Annotated in this window: 18 protein-coding genes, 1 pseudogene and 2 riboswitches; of the genes and pseudogenes, 9 read left to right on the top strand and 10 right to left on the bottom strand. The window is 52.9% G+C overall.

Annotated elements, in window-relative coordinates:
* The first annotated feature begins 62 nt into the window (after positions 1-62).
* On the top strand, positions 63-1,301 hold the full coding sequence (locus tag PBA01S_RS04790) for an MFS transporter (protein WP_085279014.1): 1,239 nt from the start codon (positions 63-65) through the stop codon (positions 1,299-1,301).
* A 54-nt stretch (positions 1,302-1,355) separates the two neighbouring features.
* Here PBA01S_RS04790 and PBA01S_RS04785 read toward each other — a convergent pair whose 3' ends face one another.
* Positions 1,356-2,042 (bottom strand): metal-dependent hydrolase, encoded by a 687-nt coding sequence (locus tag PBA01S_RS04785; RefSeq protein ID WP_127575453.1) that lies wholly within the window; start codon positions 2,040-2,042, stop codon positions 1,356-1,358.
* Positions 2,043-2,245: 203 nt separating this feature from the next.
* Between PBA01S_RS04785 and PBA01S_RS04780 the strand changes: the two genes are divergently transcribed.
* Both PBA01S_RS04780 and rpoD read left to right on the top strand, forming a co-directional pair.
* Positions 2,246-2,884, top strand: a complete 639-nt coding sequence (locus PBA01S_RS04780) for a DsbA family oxidoreductase (protein ID WP_028538922.1) — start codon at positions 2,246-2,248, stop codon at positions 2,882-2,884.
* Between the two features lie 267 nt (positions 2,885-3,151).
* A pseudogene (gene rpoD, locus PBA01S_RS04775) lies at positions 3,152-4,039 on the top strand (RNA polymerase sigma factor RpoD); the annotation flags it as partial.
* 25 nt (positions 4,040-4,064) lie between these two features.
* On the opposite strand, the gene PBA01S_RS04770 reads toward rpoD, so the two are convergent.
* The 4 genes from PBA01S_RS04770 to PBA01S_RS04755 form a co-directional block, all read right to left on the bottom strand.
* The gene (locus tag PBA01S_RS04770) at positions 4,065-5,180 is read right to left on the bottom strand and encodes a chymotrypsin family serine protease (RefSeq protein ID WP_085279015.1); all 1,116 of its coding nucleotides are present in this window, start codon (positions 5,178-5,180) and stop codon (positions 4,065-4,067) included.
* Positions 5,181-5,285: 105 nt separating this feature from the next.
* Positions 5,286-5,657: a fluoride efflux transporter CrcB gene (gene crcB, locus PBA01S_RS04765; protein ID WP_028538920.1), complete on the bottom strand. Its 372-nt coding sequence runs from the start codon at positions 5,655-5,657 to the stop codon at positions 5,286-5,288.
* Positions 5,654-6,043, bottom strand: a complete 390-nt coding sequence (crcB, locus tag PBA01S_RS04760) for a fluoride efflux transporter CrcB (protein ID WP_371859496.1) — start codon at positions 6,041-6,043, stop codon at positions 5,654-5,656. The genes crcB (PBA01S_RS04765) and crcB (PBA01S_RS04760) overlap by 4 nt, the downstream gene beginning before the upstream one ends.
* A gap of 41 nt (positions 6,044-6,084) precedes the next feature.
* A riboswitch (Fluoride riboswitch) is annotated at positions 6,085-6,147 on the bottom strand.
* A 49-nt stretch (positions 6,148-6,196) separates the two neighbouring features.
* Positions 6,197-6,610: a DUF4183 domain-containing protein gene (locus PBA01S_RS04755; protein WP_016312278.1), complete on the bottom strand. Its 414-nt coding sequence runs from the start codon at positions 6,608-6,610 to the stop codon at positions 6,197-6,199.
* Between the two features lie 211 nt (positions 6,611-6,821).
* On the opposite strand from PBA01S_RS04755, the gene PBA01S_RS23240 reads away from it, so the two are divergent.
* From PBA01S_RS23240 to PBA01S_RS04740, 3 genes are all read left to right on the top strand, one after another.
* A complete protein-coding gene (locus PBA01S_RS23240) occupies positions 6,822-7,493 on the top strand; it encodes a DUF4183 domain-containing protein (RefSeq protein ID WP_127575451.1) in 672 nt (223 codons plus the stop codon).
* Between the two features lie 89 nt (positions 7,494-7,582).
* A complete protein-coding gene (fosB, locus tag PBA01S_RS04745; protein WP_085279016.1) occupies positions 7,583-7,999 on the top strand; it encodes a metallothiol transferase FosB in 417 nt (138 codons plus the stop codon).
* Between the two features lie 56 nt (positions 8,000-8,055).
* Positions 8,056-8,940 carry a radical SAM/SPASM domain-containing protein gene (locus PBA01S_RS04740; protein ID WP_016312275.1) on the top strand — a complete coding sequence of 295 codons (885 nt, stop codon included), beginning with the start codon at positions 8,056-8,058 and terminating at the stop codon, positions 8,938-8,940.
* A 70-nt stretch (positions 8,941-9,010) separates the two neighbouring features.
* Here the strand turns inward: PBA01S_RS04740 and PBA01S_RS04735 are convergent, their stop codons facing one another.
* The 4 genes from PBA01S_RS04735 to namA (PBA01S_RS04720) form a co-directional block, all read right to left on the bottom strand.
* Positions 9,011-9,847, bottom strand: a complete 837-nt coding sequence (locus PBA01S_RS04735) for a 1,4-dihydroxy-6-naphtoate synthase (RefSeq protein WP_085279017.1) — start codon at positions 9,845-9,847, stop codon at positions 9,011-9,013.
* Positions 9,844-10,524 carry a futalosine hydrolase gene (locus PBA01S_RS04730; RefSeq protein WP_127575450.1) on the bottom strand — a complete coding sequence of 227 codons (681 nt, stop codon included), beginning with the start codon at positions 10,522-10,524 and terminating at the stop codon, positions 9,844-9,846. Before PBA01S_RS04730 ends, PBA01S_RS04735 begins: the two co-directional genes overlap by 4 nt.
* 187 nt (positions 10,525-10,711) lie before the next feature.
* Positions 10,712-11,722, bottom strand: coding sequence for an NADPH dehydrogenase NamA (gene namA, locus PBA01S_RS04725; protein WP_028538825.1), 1,011 nt, complete (start codon positions 11,720-11,722; stop codon positions 10,712-10,714).
* A 231-nt stretch (positions 11,723-11,953) separates the two neighbouring features.
* Positions 11,954-12,964, bottom strand: a complete 1,011-nt coding sequence (namA, locus tag PBA01S_RS04720; protein WP_016312271.1) for an NADPH dehydrogenase NamA — start codon at positions 12,962-12,964, stop codon at positions 11,954-11,956.
* Between the two features lie 178 nt (positions 12,965-13,142).
* A riboswitch (guanidine-I (ykkC/yxkD leader) is annotated at positions 13,143-13,251 on the top strand.
* 57 nt (positions 13,252-13,308) lie between these two features.
* Here namA (PBA01S_RS04720) and PBA01S_RS04715 point away from each other — a divergent pair.
* From PBA01S_RS04715 to PBA01S_RS04705, 3 genes are all read left to right on the top strand, one after another.
* On the top strand, positions 13,309-13,650 hold the full coding sequence (locus PBA01S_RS04715; protein ID WP_127575449.1) for a DMT family transporter: 342 nt from the start codon (positions 13,309-13,311) through the stop codon (positions 13,648-13,650).
* Between the two features lie 3 nt (positions 13,651-13,653).
* The gene (locus PBA01S_RS04710) at positions 13,654-13,971 is read left to right on the top strand and encodes a DMT family transporter (RefSeq protein WP_028538826.1); all 318 of its coding nucleotides are present in this window, start codon (positions 13,654-13,656) and stop codon (positions 13,969-13,971) included.
* Positions 13,972-14,073: 102 nt separating this feature from the next.
* On the top strand, positions 14,074-14,670 hold the full coding sequence (locus PBA01S_RS04705; protein WP_028538827.1) for a nitroreductase family protein: 597 nt from the start codon (positions 14,074-14,076) through the stop codon (positions 14,668-14,670).
* Positions 14,671-14,719: 49 nt separating this feature from the next.
* Here the strand turns inward: PBA01S_RS04705 and PBA01S_RS04700 are convergent, their stop codons facing one another.
* Positions 14,720-16,546 (bottom strand): ABC transporter substrate-binding protein, encoded by a 1,827-nt coding sequence (locus PBA01S_RS04700; protein WP_232228327.1) that lies wholly within the window; start codon positions 16,544-16,546, stop codon positions 14,720-14,722.
* Between the last annotated feature and the right edge of the window lie 75 nt (positions 16,547-16,621).

Here is a 16,621-nt window from a genome sequence, read left to right as displayed (position 1 = left end):
TGGATCGACCGCTTTCCGGGATAAGCTACAGTTAGAACAAGATTGGTTAGGGGGCGAGTCGTTTGAATGCTCAGGAACAGGCTTTCCAAGGAAGACCCGCGTCAGCACGGCGGAAGCTGCTATTCAGCGCCGGGCTCAGCTGGATGTTTGATGCGATGGACGTCGGGATGATTTCGTTTATCGCTGCGGCACTTGCGGTAGAATGGAGCTTAACGCCGCAGCAGACCGGCTTCTTTACCGCGATCAACTCCGTAGGGATGGCGTTTGGCGCAGCGATTGCCGGTTATATGGCGGACAAGTTTGGCCGCAAATCCGTACTTCTATGGACACTGTTGATTTTCTCGATCGCCAGCGGTTTGTCGGCTGCCGCTACAAGTTTTGCGATCCTTTGCTTGCTTCGCTTTATTGCCGGCTTTGGGCTTGGCGGTGAGCTTCCGGTCGCTTCCACATTGGTATCTGAATCGGTGTCGGTTCAGGAACGTGGAAAATCCGTCGTGCTGCTGGAGAGCTTCTGGGCTGCCGGTTGGATTGCTTCGGCGTTGATCTCGTATTTCATCATACCGGATTATGGATGGCAGGCCGCTTTTCTCATCGGTGCGATCCCTGCGTTATACGCGCTGTACTTGCGCCAATCCATCCAGGAGCCGGCCCGATTTAAACAGCAGACGGGTCATCTACAAGAGCGGGGTCTTTCTTTCGGGGAGCGGTTTAAGTCCGTTTGGGCTTCTCCGCACCGCCGTTCGACGGTGATGCTATGGATTTTGTGGTTTACCGTTGTCTTTTCGTATTATGGCATGTTTCTGTGGCTGCCTTCGGTGATGGTCCTGAAAGGCTTCAGCTTGGTCAAAAGCTTTGAATACGTGCTGATCATGACGTTGGCGCAATTACCAGGCTATTTTACGGCCGCCTATTTCATCGAGAAGTTTGGGCGTAAGTTTGTGCTGGTGTTGTATTTGCTGCTCACTGCAGCCAGCGCCGCCTGGTTTGGCATTGCATCCAGCGAAGGTATGCTGATTGCTGCCGGGATCTGCTTGTCCTTCTTTAATCTGGGGGCATGGGGCGGCATGTATGCGTATACCCCGGAACTATACCCGACGCGGGTGCGTTCTACCGGAGTTGGCTTGGCCGCTTCCTTTGGACGGGTCGGCGGGGTCATCGCTCCGTATTTGGTTGGCATGCTGGTTGCCCGGCACGTCGCCATCGGAGGAATCTTCTGGATGTTCTTCGTGACGATTCTAATTGGGGCACTGGCCGTGTTTTGGTTGGGGACCGAGACGCGGGGGAAGGAGTTGGCGGATTAAAAAACAGCAAAATTGCTGCAAAGTGCAACCATTTTGCTGTTCATCCGTTTAAATTTAGAAGTTGTCCAAAGAATCGCCCGGCTTCAAGGCATGACCTGTAATGCCGATCCGTGCGAGATCTGCGACAAATTGTTCCCCGTCCTGGGCAATGGCATCAAACGTATTGTAGTGCACAGGGACAACGTGCTTGGCGCCAATCCATTCAGCTGCGGTTAGAGCATCCTCCGGTCCCATAGTAAAATGATCGCCAATCGGCAGGAATGCGAGATCGACCGGGCCGCGAGAGCTAACCAATTTCATATCGCTGAATAAGGCGGTATCTCCGGCATGATAAAGGATTGTTCCGTCAAGATCGAGCAGGATTCCAGCGGCCACGCCAAGATATACATTTACGCCGTTATGATTAACGGACGAGCTGTGCAGCGCAGGCACCCATTTTAATTTACCAAACGGGAACGTACGGGAGCCGCCAAGGTTCATGCCAACCGTTTGCAGTCCAGTGCCAGCAAAATAATCTGCCAGCTCGACAATGGCGAGAATCGGCGCATTGTTTCGCCGGGCGATGCTTTCCGCATCTGCGATATGATCGGAATGACCATGAGTCAGCAGCACATAATCGACTTGAATGTCATCGGCTGCGACAGCTGCCGAAGGATTTCCGGTGAGGAATGGATCAATGATCAACCGATGCTTTCCTGTGTCTACCAGGATGCAGGAATGTCCCAAATAAGTCACTTTCATAGAATCACCTCTTATGGAAAAATATCCTTACTTGTTTATTATAGCTGCCTTAGACAAGCAAGTCACATCTTGCGGGAAGGTGCAGCATAAACGCAAGGAAATCCCATATGATGGTGATTGAACAATTCATCCTTGTCGGAGAGCTGGCAGCGAATGAGGGCTAATCCGGCAAGGAGCTTGCGCTAAAAAAGGAGGAGATTGATGTGAAAATTGAAGTGTGGTCGGACTTTGGCTGTCCGTTTTGTTATATTGGCAAGCGTCGCCTCGAAAGGGCTTTAGAATCTTTTAGTCATCGAGATGAGATCGAACTCGTATACCGCAGCTTTGAACTGGATCCAGGGGCACCTAAGGATACAGAGTCGAGCATTCATGAACTGTTAGCGGTCAAATACGGCCTCAGCCTGGAGCAGGCGAAGGAATCTAACCGCAATGTTGCACAGCAGGCTCAAACGGAAGGCTTGACGTATAACTTTGATACGATCATTCCTACGAATACGTTTGATGCTCATCGCTTAGCGCATTATGCTGGGGAACAGGGCAAGGCGAAGGAGATGACGGAGCGGTTGTTCCGGGCTTATTTTACGGATTCGCTGCATATCGGGGACCGGGACACATTGGTTCGTTTGGCGGAAGAGGTGGGCTTGGATGGTGCCGCCGTTAGGGAAGTGTTGGAGCAAAATACGTATGCCGATGCTGTTCGCGAGGATGAGAATGAAGCAAGAAGACTTGGGATTCGCGGCGTACCGTTCTTTGTGCTGCGCGGGAAGTATGCAGTCTCAGGGGCACAACCGTTGGAAATTTTCCAAGGGGCATTGTTACGGGCTTGGGAAGATCTGTCTTGATTGATCGATTTAGAGTCATAGGCAAACCAAAAAACGCTGATCCGGAAGGATCAGCGTCTCACTCTGCGAACAAAATTAAAAATAAATAAATGTTGTATAAAATAATGAACTGTGGTAAAATGACGGATAGCCAATCACAAAACACTCACGCAATAATCTCCTCAATAATAGCATAAAATCAATCATTTGTCAAATGGATTTGTGGCTTTAGAGATATAGAAGTGGTTTTCGCATTTAATTTTTAGGGTGGGGGTCTGGAAGATGACAGAGGACTTGAAGAATAATGAATTGGATTACACCGACGATCTGACGTTACCGCCAGGAATTAAAATCGATGACCCGGTCAGAATGTATCTGAAGGAAATCGGGCGCGTGCCTCTGTTGTCCGCAGAGGAGGAAATTGAGCTTGCGCAGCGCATCGAGAACGGGGATGAGGAAGCGAAGCGCAGATTGGCTGAAGCGAATCTCAGATTGGTGGTCAGCATTGCCCGTCGTTATGTTGGGCGCGGGATGGTATTCCTGGACCTGATTCAAGAGGGCAACATGGGCTTGATCAAAGCGGTGGAGAAGTTCGATTATTCGAAAGGATTCAAGTTCAGTACTTACGCCACCTGGTGGATTCGTCAAGCGATTACCCGTGCGATTGCAGACCAAGCCCGGACGATCCGAATTCCGGTTCATATGGTGGAAACCATTAATAAATTGATCCGTGTCTCCCGGCAGTTGCTCCAGGAGATCGGACGCGAGCCGACTCCGGAGGAGATCGCGAAGGAGATGGATCTAACGCCGGATAAGGTGCGGGAGATCATGAAGATTGCTCAGGAGCCGGTCTCGTTGGAAACGCCAATTGGTGAAGAGAACGATTCGAATCTCGGCGACTTCATCGAAGATCACGATGCTCCGGCTCCGGCAGAAGCTGCAGCTTATGAGTTGTTAAAGGAGCAGTTGGAAGAAGTATTGGATACACTGACAGAGCGTGAGGAAAATGTCCTTCGCCTGCGTTTCGGGATGGATGACGGCCGGACGCGGACGTTGGAAGAGGTTGGCAAGGAGTTTGGGGTAACGCGCGAACGGATTCGTCAGATTGAAGCCAAAGCGCTGCGCAAACTTCGGCATCCAAGCCGCAGCAAGCGGCTGAAAGATTTTATGGAATAACATCGTAAGCTCCCTAAGGATACCCTTAGGGAGCTTTTTTTGCTGTAGCATGCCGACGGAGTGGTCGAGGAGATGCCGTAATCGGTCGAAGGGATTTGACCAGTTTCGCCGGTAATGGCCGAATGCATATAAACCTATTGCTCTTCCCCCGTTGGGCTCGCAGCAGTCGCCCCGACGCAGGCTTCGCTGCCCTCGTGCCAAACACCTGCATAAACCATTCAATGGGATAGGAGATAGACAACATTCCGTTTTCCGATCCCGCAAAGTTAACTGCAGCGGCAAGATTGCCTTTGCTCGTCAGCCACACGGAGCCGGAATCGCCTTCCAGGGAGACGGGGCGCTTGCCGCGGATCACGCTTTGGTTCTTGAAGGTAATCGTCCCCAAATTGCCGTAATCCCCGTAGTCGACCTGAACATCGGTATGGATCGATTCCACCGTACCGGTCACCACACCGGTCGTCCGTCCTACCTTCTTGAGACGATCGCCAACTTTATAGGATCGTACATGCCCGGGGACGATGCCAAAGACGGCATAGGCTGGTCTCAGCAAAGAGCGTCGCAAAGGTTTGGCGGTGGCCGCGTCCAAATAATTCGCCCGTTTGCGGCTCAGCTTAACGAAACGGTCCAGCTGACCGATGCGGTCCTTGGGAACGGTACCTCCATCGGCGCCTCCCGGCTGCACCGTGGCAGAGAAACGCCGGGTATTATTATTAACGAGAACGTGGTTGTTACTAAGGATCAGACGTTCACATCCGGAGGCATCGCTGACGATCAAACCAGCTGTGCCGGAGGAATCCGAAGTGCCCACGCTGTAGCCGGCCACGACCGGGCGAATTCGGCGAGTGAACCTGGTGCTCGGACCGTTACCGGAACGTTTACAGAACCTGGGGGAACGAACGATTCGAAACGGCACGCCAGCCCGAGGTTTGAGATAACGAGGTAATGCTGTGGTGCGGGGTGACTTGTTTTTTTTGGCAGCAGCGGCTTTGGACAGAGTATCGGCATATACAATAATGGCTGCGCCTCGTTTTGGGTGTTTGGGGTCCCGCAAACCGACACCTACACCATGAACTCCGTTCAACCTGAGCATCTTCCCGGCAATGCGTTGTTTCAGCAAATAAGCTCTACGAAAACTGGCCAATTGGAATCACCTTTTCTCGCATGTTTGCGGATTTGCTGCATTATATGCTGGAGCCGAGACGCTTGATCGTTATACGGGCGGATGCCTTTGGAATGAGCGGTATCGCTAGTATGAGGCAAGCCAGCTGCCGAACCAAGCGAAAGTCACGCCGAGTAAAGCCGAGGTGAGCACATACACGATAGCCTTTTGTTTTTGCCCCTTGTTGATTAGGGTGATTGTTTCATATCCAAAAGTGGAGAATGTTGTGTAGGCCCCACAAAATCCCGTGCCTATCATCAACCAACTCCAGTCAGAGATGGCCTGCCGTGTATGGAGTCCGGCTAGGATGCCAAGCAGGAGGCTGCCGCTGAGATTGATCACCCAAGTTCCCCAAGGGAATTGCGAACCGCGAGAGGCGGTTTGGGTAGAGATCCATTGGCCTAAGTAGTAACGAAGCAACGTGCCGAGAATGCCGCCAAGTCCTACGATACCGATCATGCGGGATCACCTTCCTTAGGAGCTTGTTGTTTTTGACCTAAGCGGACTCCAATCCAAGCCATGAGAAGACCGCCGAGTAAGCTAATGAACAGATAGGCTAGTGCTGCAACCAGCTGTCCGGTATGTACCGCATCAACGGTCTGGACCGTGAAGGTAGAGAACGTCGTAAATGCACCGGCAAATCCTGTTCCAGCCCCGATGCGTAGACTGGGATGGATTTTTCGCAAAGCTGCGACGGTAAACAACCACCCGAGAAATAGGCAACCGGCCCAGTTGATGAGCAGGATCGATAGGGGGAAAGCTCCGATGTTTGGAATCCAGAGGGACAGACCGTAGCGGAGCAGGGTACCGAGGAAGCCCCCAACAATCAATGCAAGGATATTCAATATGCTCGACCTCCTGAAAAATAGACAGACTCCTACCAGAGAATCTGGTAGGAGTCATCAGCTCCAAATGAGCGGTTCAGGCGAACTCCATCGCCTTATTGCGTTATCATTGGCAATATTTTATGCCATGAGGCGACGGCTCGTCAATATGGATTACGTGATAATCGTAATCGTAGGCGCCGATATCGTTGGCGGGGTCGTGATCGTGGAAACGACGTTGCTGAAGCTGCCCACTTCAATCATAACGGGAATCCCCGGGGTCAAGTCCACGGTGTCGAGCACGAGGCTGGCCGTGGTCAGCGTGGATAACGAAGCTTGTTGAAGTACGCCGTTAATGTAAACGTTGAGATAATCAGTGGTGGTGAGCTCAGGCAGATCCGTAATCGGTGCGTCGGCATCGTCAACGAAGCTGTCGGCAGGAATGGTCGTTTCAGTAGCACCGATCATGTCGGCTGTTAACGTGGCGAAGTAACGGGAGACCGTTGGTGTAATTACAGTAGTAACTTCACCCCCAGAGGCGACTGGAGCGGATGCTACTGCCGTAAATACGGGTTTTATTACAGGCATCTAACATTACCTCCTCATCTTTGATGGTATCGAAGGTGTCCGATATATCATATATAATGATGCAACTTCGTTAAGTGATAGGGCAGACAGCCTCCGTTGAATATGGATTTTTGGAACGATGTGAAGCCATTTGCCCAAGCATCCAAGGCGGGTTATTCATAGGATAGGAAAGTAAGGCTTGAAGAACCATCTGGCCAGGGGGAAGCGGTGCATGGGAGCGGTAAGAGCTGAGCGTAAAAAGGCGATGCGCATAAACAAACGGCGACAACAAGCCCATAAGGTGAAGCACTGCCCGGCAAGCTCGCGTCGTCGACGCCGGAAGCGGACCGTGTCTTCACTGCGGGATCGTTATCTGCAAGCAGTGAGTCTGATGCGGGACTACCGTCGTGCACTGTGGCAGTATGAGCGGTGGATACGTGAGAGAGAAGCGGGAGACCCGGCCGATATAAGGGGAGTTCCCGGGCCGGCGGGGCCGCAGGGCATGCCAGGGAGCGGAGGGCCGATGGGACCGCCGGGACCCCAAGGTGAGTCAGGAGCAGTCGGGCCAATGGGACCGCCAGGACCGCCGGGACCGCCTGCAGTCGAAATTCTCGTAACCCCAGCCGTATTCCGTTACTTTTTTGCGCCGCTTGCCGATTTGACCGGGACCGTTCACATCCCTGCCAATCAATTTACGGACGACGCAGGGAATACGCCTGTGGTTTTTGCCGGGATTGGTGACGGGGCGTACACCAATTTATTTATCAACGGCATGCCGCAGGAAGGCCGATTGTTTGTACTGGAGCCGGAGTCTTTGACGTTGGCGCTGGGGCAGGATATGATAGGGGCAGGCACGCCGATTATTGTGGAAAACGTGCGAATCACCGCCAAAGCTACATCCTAAACTAGGAAAACGAAGCAAGATGAAGATTGATCGTCGTGGCAGGGCACCAGGCCTTGTCACGTTCTGTTTGAGAGAATAGGAGGATTTGCTTGAAGATTAATGGCATTAATCATTTCTGTTTCTCCGTATCTGATTTGGATCGATCCATGGCGTTTTATGAGCAGGTCTTTGGCGCGAGCCCCCTGGTGAAAGGGCGCAAACTCGCTTACTTCGACTTGAACGGACTGTGGATCGCCTTAAATCAGGAAGACCTTCCGAGGGACAAGCAGCACCGTACATATACGCATATCGCTTTTTCGATCGACGAGCGGGATTTCGAGGCTTTTCAGAATCGACTTCGGGAATTCAACGTCGAAGTACTGCCGGGGCGTGAAAGAGATGCGCGCGACCAAAAGTCAATTTATTTTCTGGACCCGGACGGCCATATGTTCGAATTCCACACTGGGACTTTGCAAGACCGACTGGATTACTATAAAGCGGACAAAGATCATATGATCTTTTACTAACCGCCATTCATTGATAGAATAAGACAGTAACTAAAATTTAAACGAAGTAGGTCAGCATGAAAAAATTTAAAAAGTTCTATATCGAAACGACCAGCATCTGCAATTTGGCTTGCAGCTTCTGTCCGCCTACCCATCGCCAGGCGCAGTTTATCAAGGTGGAGGATTTTCGCAAAATTCTGGACGACATCAAGCCGCATACGGACTATATTTATTTCCATGTCAAAGGCGAGCCGCTGCTGCACCCCAAGATCGATCAGTTGCTCGACATCAGTCATGAAAAAGGGTTTAAGGTCAACATCACCACGAACGGCACGCTGCTCCCCAAAGTGCGGCATAAGCTGCTTGGCAAGCCGGCGCTGCGGCAGATGAATTTTTCGCTGCACAGCTTTGATGGACATGAAGGTTCAACTGACCGGGAGGGGTATTTGCGAAACGTTTTGTCCTTCGTGCGAGAGGCGGTAGCTGCGTCCGATTTGATCGTTTCGTTCCGGCTGTGGAATTTGACGCAGGATAATGAGACGAACCTGCAACGGATGCGTAACCGGGAGACGCTCGCCATCATTGAGGAGGAATTCAACCTAGATTACCGGATTGAGGAGAAGGTCACACCGGGAAGCGGGGTTAAATTAGCCGAGCGGATCTACTTGAACCAAGATTACGAATTTGATTGGCCGGACTTGCGCGCTCCGGAGGACGATGGCAAAGGCTTCTGCCATGCGCTGCGCAACCAAGCCGGAATTCTCGTGGACGGCACGGTCATTCCTTGCTGTCTGGATGGGGAAGGGATCATTAATCTTGGGAATGTGTACAAGACGCCGTTTTCAGAGATAGTGGAAGGAGAACGGGCGAACCGTCTATACGAAGGCTTCTCTCGGCGCGAGGCCGTAGAGGAGCTATGCCGGAAATGCGGGTATCGCAAGCGGTTCGGCGGAGGGGCGTAAGTCCCTTATCCAAGGAAAGAAGGGGCCGAGATTCGGCTCCTTTTTTCTTTGTTAGATCGATTGATATGGCTCACCAGCTGGGATTCAGCTTGGCTGGATCGATTTTGGGCACCAAGCCTTCGGCCGCCGCGCGGTCCAGCAAACCGCGGATGGCCGCATAGCCGTCCTCGCCTAAATCGGCAGTATATTGGTTCACATACAGTCCGATATGCGCCTTCTGCACCTCGGGCGACATTTCCTGCGCATGGCTCATCACATAGTCCGCCGAAGCGTCCGGATGCGCCCAAGCATATTCCACGGATTCCCGTGTCCAGCGGGCTATCGAGGCTAGATCCAGCGACCGGCGAGCGATGATGGCGCCGAGGGGGATTGGCAAGCCCGTGTCAGATTCCCACCAGTTGCCCAGGTCTTGAAGCAGATGGAGTCCATAATTTTGATAAGTAAAACGCGCCTCATGAATCACCAAGCCTGCATCCAGTTCGCCGCGTTGAACGGCCGGCATGATCTCGTCAAACGGCATGACGACGATCTCGCCGACACCGCCGGGCACATGCTTTGCTGCCCAGAGCCGAAACAGCAGGTAAGCGGTGGAACGTTCGCTTGGCACCGCTACGCGGCGGCCCGACAGGTCGGAAGCCGAGGATGCCTTCGCCGTTAATACAAGCGGTCCGCAGCCTCGGCCCAGCGCTCCGCCGCACGGGAGCAGTGCGTATTCGTCCAGCACCCAAGGGAGCGCGGCATAGGAAATTTTCAGCACCTCAGGTCCGGTGCCGGAAGCCGCCCAACCGTTCGTAATATCAATATCCGCATATGAGACATCCAGCTCCGGAGCGCCCGGGATTAAGCCGTGAACCCACGCGTGGAACACAAAAGTATCGTTAGGACAAGGCGAAAAAGCGATTTTCATGATTGCAACACCTCCGGTAGTTTAGCGCAAGCTTGCTCTAAAGCTTGCAAAGCATCGCCGATTTTCCAAAGTTCCCGTTGCCTTGGACCTACAGCGTTCGAGATGGCGCGCAGTTCCAGCACGGGAACGCCGAACTGGCGGGCGGCTTCAGCCACGCCAAAGCCTTCCATCGCTTCGGCGCCGGCGCCGGGATAACGCTTGGCAAGCCGTTGTGCCGTTTCCGCCGTCCCAGTGACGGTGGATAACGTCAGGATCGGGCCGTGGTGGACCGGCAGCCCGGCCTCCCGCAGCGCCGCTGCCCAGCGAGCCGCCAGCTCGTCCGCTACGGCGATCCGCGGCGAGCCGAAGCCCAGCTCGTCCACGCCGGCGAAGCCGTCAGGCGTCTCCGCGCCAAGGTCGGCGGCGATGATTTCGCTCGCAACGACCAGCGAGCCCACGCCGGCGACCTCGGCGAATCCGCCGCCAATGCCGGCGCTGAGGACGAGGCTGTACGGGCCGTCGGCAGTTTGGACAGCACGTGCCAGCGCGGTAGCTGTCGAAGCAGCCGCTGATGCCGGACCAACACCAGCCAGCTGCACATCAGCGCCTTCATAGCCATCGAGTCCGCGCAGGACGGCTTGCTGTTCGGCATCCACCGCCGTCATGATCAGAATTTTGGAATGTGAACGATTTAGCATCGATAAGAACAACTCCTTAGTCCGTGGACAAATTCACTCTTCAAATTATAAAACGCTGCTGCAGGAAAACCAAGTCAGGTTATTCGTCATCACCAAACCCGACTGCGCCAAGTGTGAAGAGCACTGACCTAAGCAAAAAAACCCGCCTTCGCTAATCACGAAAACGGGTCTGCAACACATGTCCGTTTTAGGCTCTTTGGTATTGAACCGGGCGCTCTAAGGTTGTGTTCAGAGCTTTAGCAGCATCATATGCCCAATATGGGTGGCGCAGCAGTTCGCGGCCTAAGAACACCAGATCAGCTCGCCCGTTGCAAAGTACTTCTTCGGCATGGGAGGGATCGGTGATCATGCCAACTGCACCGGTGGCGATATCCGCTTGGTTGCGGATTTGATCTGCCAGGTTCACTTGATATCCTGGGTACGCGTGAATTTGTGCTGGAACCAATCCACCGGAGGTGCAATCAATCAGATCCACGCCATGCGCTTTCATTCGGCGGGAATAGTCGATATATTGTTCCAGCGAATTGCCTTGCGGATCGTATTCATTCGCCGAGATCCGGACGAACAGCGGACCGGACCAAACCGAATTGATCGCCTCGATCACTTCGCTTAGTAGCCGGTAACGGTTATCCGCGTTTCCGCCGTATTCATCTTCCCGATGGTTGGTTACCGGCGATAGGAATTCGTTCAGCAAAAAACCATGGGCCCCCTGGATCTCAATGACGTCGAAACCAGCTTCCTTCGCGCGGCGTGCTCCTTCGCGGAAGCCTTCCACAACTCTCCGAATATCCTCAGCATCAGCGGCTTTTGGCGTTTTTTGGCCGGGAAATGGAATCGCCGACGGAGCGATGATCGTTTCCTCAAGATCTGCTTTTCGTCCGGCGTGGGCAAGTTGAATCCCGATTTTAGCACCGTTTTGATGCACAAGGTCAACTAGCTCCTTCAAACCGGAGACATGCTCATCGCTCCAGATGCCCAGATCCCGATATGTTATCCGTCCTTCAGGTAGGACGGCCGTAGCTTCCACAATGATCAATCCAACGCCTCCAACGGCGCGGGATGTGTAGTGAACTCGGTGCCAATCCTCGACTTTTCCGTCTTGATTGTGGGAAGAATATTGGCACATAGGGGTCATGACGATCCGGTTTTTAAGCGTAACCTGTTTGATCGTATAAGGGGAAAACAGGGTGGCACTCATCTAGATCACTCCTTCTCTTTCTTTTAGTAAGTTAATGATAAAAAATAAGTCAATAACAATAATAGTCAATCAGACGATAACTTGCAAGTACGCCTTAAAAATGAACTCATCCCGATGTTGAAGTGAGATCCTCTCCACTCTATTTGGTGTAACCGGAGCGATGATTCCTGCCCGAATGGAAAAAGACCCGTCTTCGCCAATCGCGAAAACGGGCCTGCAGCACGGGTCGTATTAAGCTCTTTGGTATTGAACCGGACGATCTAGCGTTATATTTAAGGCTTTAGCCGCCTCGTACGCCCAATAAGGGTTGCGCAGCAATTCACGGCCTAACAGCACCAGATCTGCCCGGCCGTTACCGAGAATTTCCTCCGCATGGGAGGGCTCCGTGATCAAGCCAACCGCACCCGTGGCCACCTCAGCTTGACGGCGGATTTGTTCCGCCAGGTTCACTTGATAGCCCGGAAACGCTTGAATTTGTGCCGGGACCAATCCGCCAGAGCTGCAATCAATCAAATCCACGCCCTGCGCTTTCATTCGGCGGGCATAATCGATATATTGTTCCAGCGAATTACCTTGCGGATCGTATTCATTCGCCGAGACCCGAACAAACAGCGGACCGGACCAAACCGAATTGACCGCCTCGATCACTTCGCCCAGCAACCGGTAACGGTTATCGGCGTTTCCGCCGTACTCATCTTCCCGATGGTTGGTCACCGGCGAAAGGAATTCATTCAGCAAATACCCATGGGCTGCATGGATCTCAATCACGTCAAAACCGGCTTCCTTCGCGCGACGTGCCCCATCTCGGAAGCCTTCTACAATCCTGCGAATATCCCCGGATTCAGCAGCTTTTGGCGTTTTTTTGTCTGGAAACGGAATCGCCGACGGAGCAATGATCGTTTCCTCAAGCTCCGCTTTCCGCCCAGCATGGGCGAGCTGAATCCCGATTTTCGCACCATTGCGGTGCACTAGATCAACCAGCTCCTTTAACCCGGATACATGTTCATCGCTCCAGATGCCAAGATCTCGATACGAAATCCGTCCTTCCGGCAGAACGGCTGTCGCTTCAATAATGATCAAGCCAACGCCGCCGACGGCACGGGATGCGTAGTGAACTCGGTGCCAATCCTGGATTTTTCCGTCCTGATCGTGGGCAGAATATTGGCACATGGGAGCCATGACGATCCGGTTTTTGAACGTAACCTGTTTGATCGTATATGGGCTAAATAGTTGGGCGTTCATCTCGACCACTCCTCCTTTTGGATTGGGGGTTAATAGAATAAACCTATGTCATTTCCATGTTAGACAATCGGATTATAACTTACAAGTACGTACTAAATTGTTCTATAGTATAGTTTTTGATACTGTTATCCGATCCATACTTCTTGACCCTGAAGCAGGAATCGGTTAAGATAGCTAACGAATTGTTCCCTAGGGTTCCGCGGCGGATCTGCCGACCGGACTGGTCCAAGAGGGAACGCGCGGCGCTTCATAGGCCGTGGACACGGAGGGACAAAAGCCCGGGAGATATCGCAAGGTGATATCTTTCGGGTTTTATTTTTTGTATAAAGGAGAGGGGCATACGCATGAAACGCGATTGGGGCTTGGTCGGCGTTGCTGGCTTATTTGAGATCGGTTGGGTCATCGGCCTGAAGCATGCCGGGGATGCGCTCAGCTGGGTAGGGACGGCAATCTGTATCGGGATGAGCATGTATTTGTTGATCTTATCCGGACGACGGCTTCCGATTGGCACGGTCTATGCCGTATTTACGGGGATCGGTACGGCAGGGACGGTGATTGCGGAGATGGCGTTGTTTGGGGAACCGTTTCGTTGGGCCAAGCTGCTGCTCATTTTGCTGTTAATGGTTGGTGTCATCGGCTTGAAGCTGGTGACCGATGGGGAGAAGCGGACGGAAGGAGGAGCGTAAGCGATGGATTGGATTCTGCTGGTGCTCGCTGGATTTGGCGAGGTGCTGGGCGTGATTGGGATCAACAAAATCAACACCCGTAAGAGCCTAGGGGCGTATGTCTGGATGGCCGGCGGTTTTTTGCTTAGCTTCCTGTTTCTGACCTTGGCGATGCGAACCATTTCCATGGGGACGGCCTATGCGGTATGGACAGGTATCGGTACGGCGGGAAGTGCTATCGCGGGGATGCTGCTTTATGGTGAATCTCGCGAGTGGCGGCGATTGCTGTTTATTGCCTTTATTTTAGGGGCTGCAATGGGGTTAAAGCTCATCAGTGAGTAGGTGGAACTAGCTTCAGGATCGGTTGGATTGATGTCGATTGGGATATATTAAGGAAGGTTCCATTGACATCAATCCAGGCAGAAACGGAGTGAAACTGAACGAATGGGCGATTTTTGGCACGCCGTCAAAAAGAGACGAAGCATTTATGCCATCGGGAAGGACATTCCCATTACTGAAGAGCGGGTAAAGGAGATTGTAAGCAACGCGGTGCTCTACACGCCATCTTCATTTAACTCGCAAAGTGCTAGAGTGGTTGTATTGTTTAATGCGCAGCACGAGAAGCTCTGGGACATTACCAAGGCAACATTGCGCAAAATAGTTCCGGCGGACAACTTTGGCCCAACGGAAGAGAAGATGGCTTCCTTCCGGAGCGGCCGCGGTACCGTATTGTTCTTTGAGGACCAGACGGTGATTGAAGGGCTGCAAAAGCAATTTGCCTTATACGCTGAGAACTTCCCGGTGTGGTCAGAGCAATCCAACGGCATGCTGCAATATGTTGTTTGGACAGCCTTGTCGGATGAAGGCGTCGGCGCGTCGCTCCAGCATTACAATCCTTTAATCGATGAGGAAGTGCGGAAGGAATGGGGCGTACCGGAAAGCTGGAGGCTGATTGCACAAATGCCGTTTGGCAAGATCGAGGCTCCGGCAGGCGACAAAGAGTTTGCGCCGATTGACAACCGAATGAAGGTGTTCAATTAATCCAAAAAAGCGTTTGGCTCAAAGGCCAGACGCTTTTTTCTTAGGCAATTCATCCCGCTGAGGAAGCAGAGGTCAACCAGATGTCTTTAAAGTCCATCCAGCCAAGATTGTTGATCGCAACACCGCGAATGGAAGGGTGGACATACGTGTTCAACATGCTGTGCACTAGAAAAGTGACCTGCGCTTCATCTTGCAGGCGATATTCGATTTGCTGCAGCAACACCCGCCGTTTCTCAGGACTTCTGGACGCAAACACTTCATCCACCATGCTGAACACCCAACGGCTTAATTCCGGCGGCATATGCAAACGGATGTAGCTGTCTTCCTGCAAGAAGCTTTCCAACTCGCACACTTCATCCTCAGCGAAGACGAGGCATAAGAGGACGGCATCGGCTTCAAGGGCAGCCGTTCTTGCCATATCGCCTTTTTCATATTTCACAATCTCAACCGGAATTCCGATCGTTTCGCATTGGGCTTGAATCCATTCAGCTTCTTCTCGATCGAGATGATGGGCTGCCAGGCGGATCGGCACACCATTATAACCGTGCGCCTCCAGCAGCTGTCTTGCGGCGGCCGGATCGTGCCGATGAACCCCCAGGATGGTGTCTTCGGTGGGTTGGAAGCTACGTGCCGGATAACCGGATTTGCCCGTAGCTTGGATCAGCCCGGGGCGGTCAATCGCCAGGTTAATCGCCTGCCGAAACGCCAGCGATTGTTGCGGCCCCAGTCGGTTGCGATTCCAAGAAATTAGGCTGCAGCCCCGTCTTAAGGTCTGGATTCGATTCCAATCGTCCCCGGCTTTGGTGGGAACCCGTGAATCGTTGACGATTAGCTGCTCCCATCTCAACTTGGAGGAATTCGGAATATCGTCGGGCAGAAAGACCAGGGTGACGCCGTCCAAATAAGGCCGCCCGAGAAAATATCCCGCATGGACCTCAAGCTCCATCCGGTTCAAGCTCCAATGCGTGAGTCGGAACGGGCCGGTACCGCTTGGAAACTGCCAAAACGCCGTCTCGTCCTTACCGAGTAAATCGGCAGGTAGTATCGAAGCGCACGAGGAGCAAAACAGGCGAGGGAGCAGCCAGTTCGGTTGGTGCAGCCGAAACAGAACCGTTCGCGTATCCAAGGCTTCGATCTGATCAATGCTGGATACCAGCCAGCGGTTGGTTGAGACTTCCCTCAGCCGAGAAAAGGTGAAAACGACGTCCTCGGCGGTGAGCTCTTTTCCATGATGAAAACGCACGCCTTTGCGCAAATGGAACGTCCATACCGTCCCAGTCTCATCATGATCCCAGTGATGGGCGATCATGCCGGTCACTTGACCGATCGTCTGGTCGTATTGCACCAGCCGATCGAAGATTTGCCGAACGAGGTGGGAATCCAAGTCGTAAATCAGCTTGGCCGGATCCAGCGTAAACGGAGCTTTATATACCGGCAGTCGAAAGATGTCACGGCAGCTTTGGCCTGCGGCGAGCTGTCGTTCCGCGCCGAACTGGTCATTTAGCCACTGAATAAACCGCTCTCGCGCATGGATATCGCCTTCGTGCTGATGAAGGAATTCGAAGGCCAAGCGGTATTCCCCTTTTTCCGCCAGCCTTTGGGCCAGATCGATCAAGAAATTTTCCCGATTCACCCGAAACACGAGACGGGAGCGGTGCCCGCGACCTCGACCCGGCGACCAGTCGATTAGACCTTCCTCCTGCAGCTTACGAATGACCAGCTTAGCGTTCCGCTCCGTACAGTGAAACAACTTCGTTAAATCCTCCAGCGCGACCTCAACTTCGCGAGGCTCTGCCGAATCGCCGATTCCCTCCGCATAATGATTCAGCAACGCTAAATAACGTTCTGCGGTTAACACGACCATACACACCTCCATACCCCCCCGTCCTCCTTGCAAACGGCAAAAGGGGAAATGACTTTGAAATAGTATACTCTTTTTCTTCCTGCTTTT

It is taken from the genome of Paenibacillus barengoltzii NBRC 101215 (assembly GCF_004000745.1).
GTDB classification, from domain to species: Bacteria; Bacillota; Bacilli; order Paenibacillales; family Paenibacillaceae; genus Fontibacillus; species Fontibacillus barengoltzii.
This window is presented reverse-complemented; position numbering and strand designations above follow the sequence as displayed.

Excerpts from the sequence above, each read along its gene's own strand:
- namA (WP_016312271.1), bottom strand. The coding sequence starts at position 12,964 with ATGAACGCCCAACTATTTAGCCCATATACGATCAAACAGGTTACGTTC.
- PBA01S_RS04710 (WP_028538826.1), top strand. The coding sequence starts at position 13,654 with ATGGATTGGATTCTGCTGGTGCTCGCTGGATTTGGCGAGGTGCTGGGC.
- PBA01S_RS04705 (WP_028538827.1), top strand. The coding sequence starts at position 14,074 with ATGGGCGATTTTTGGCACGCCGTCAAAAAGAGACGAAGCATTTATGCC.
- PBA01S_RS04715 (WP_127575449.1), top strand. The coding sequence starts at position 13,309 with ATGAAACGCGATTGGGGCTTGGTCGGCGTTGCTGGCTTATTTGAGATC.
- PBA01S_RS04785 (WP_127575453.1), bottom strand. The coding sequence starts at position 2,042 with ATGAAAGTGACTTATTTGGGACATTCCTGCATCCTGGTAGACACAGGA.
- PBA01S_RS04755 (WP_016312278.1), bottom strand. The coding sequence starts at position 6,610 with ATGCCTGTAATAAAACCCGTATTTACGGCAGTAGCATCCGCTCCAGTC.
- PBA01S_RS04740 (WP_016312275.1), top strand. The coding sequence starts at position 8,056 with ATGAAAAAATTTAAAAAGTTCTATATCGAAACGACCAGCATCTGCAAT.
- PBA01S_RS23240 (WP_127575451.1), top strand. The coding sequence starts at position 6,822 with ATGGGAGCGGTAAGAGCTGAGCGTAAAAAGGCGATGCGCATAAACAAA.
- crcB (WP_028538920.1), bottom strand. The coding sequence starts at position 5,657 with ATGATCGGTATCGTAGGACTTGGCGGCATTCTCGGCACGTTGCTTCGT.
- PBA01S_RS04730 (WP_127575450.1), bottom strand. The coding sequence starts at position 10,524 with ATGCTAAATCGTTCACATTCCAAAATTCTGATCATGACGGCGGTGGAT.
- PBA01S_RS04700 (WP_232228327.1), bottom strand. The coding sequence starts at position 16,546 with ATGGAGGTGTGTATGGTCGTGTTAACCGCAGAACGTTATTTAGCGTTG.
- PBA01S_RS04735 (WP_085279017.1), bottom strand. The coding sequence starts at position 9,847 with ATGAAAATCGCTTTTTCGCCTTGTCCTAACGATACTTTTGTGTTCCAC.
- namA (WP_028538825.1), bottom strand. The coding sequence starts at position 11,722 with ATGAGTGCCACCCTGTTTTCCCCTTATACGATCAAACAGGTTACGCTT.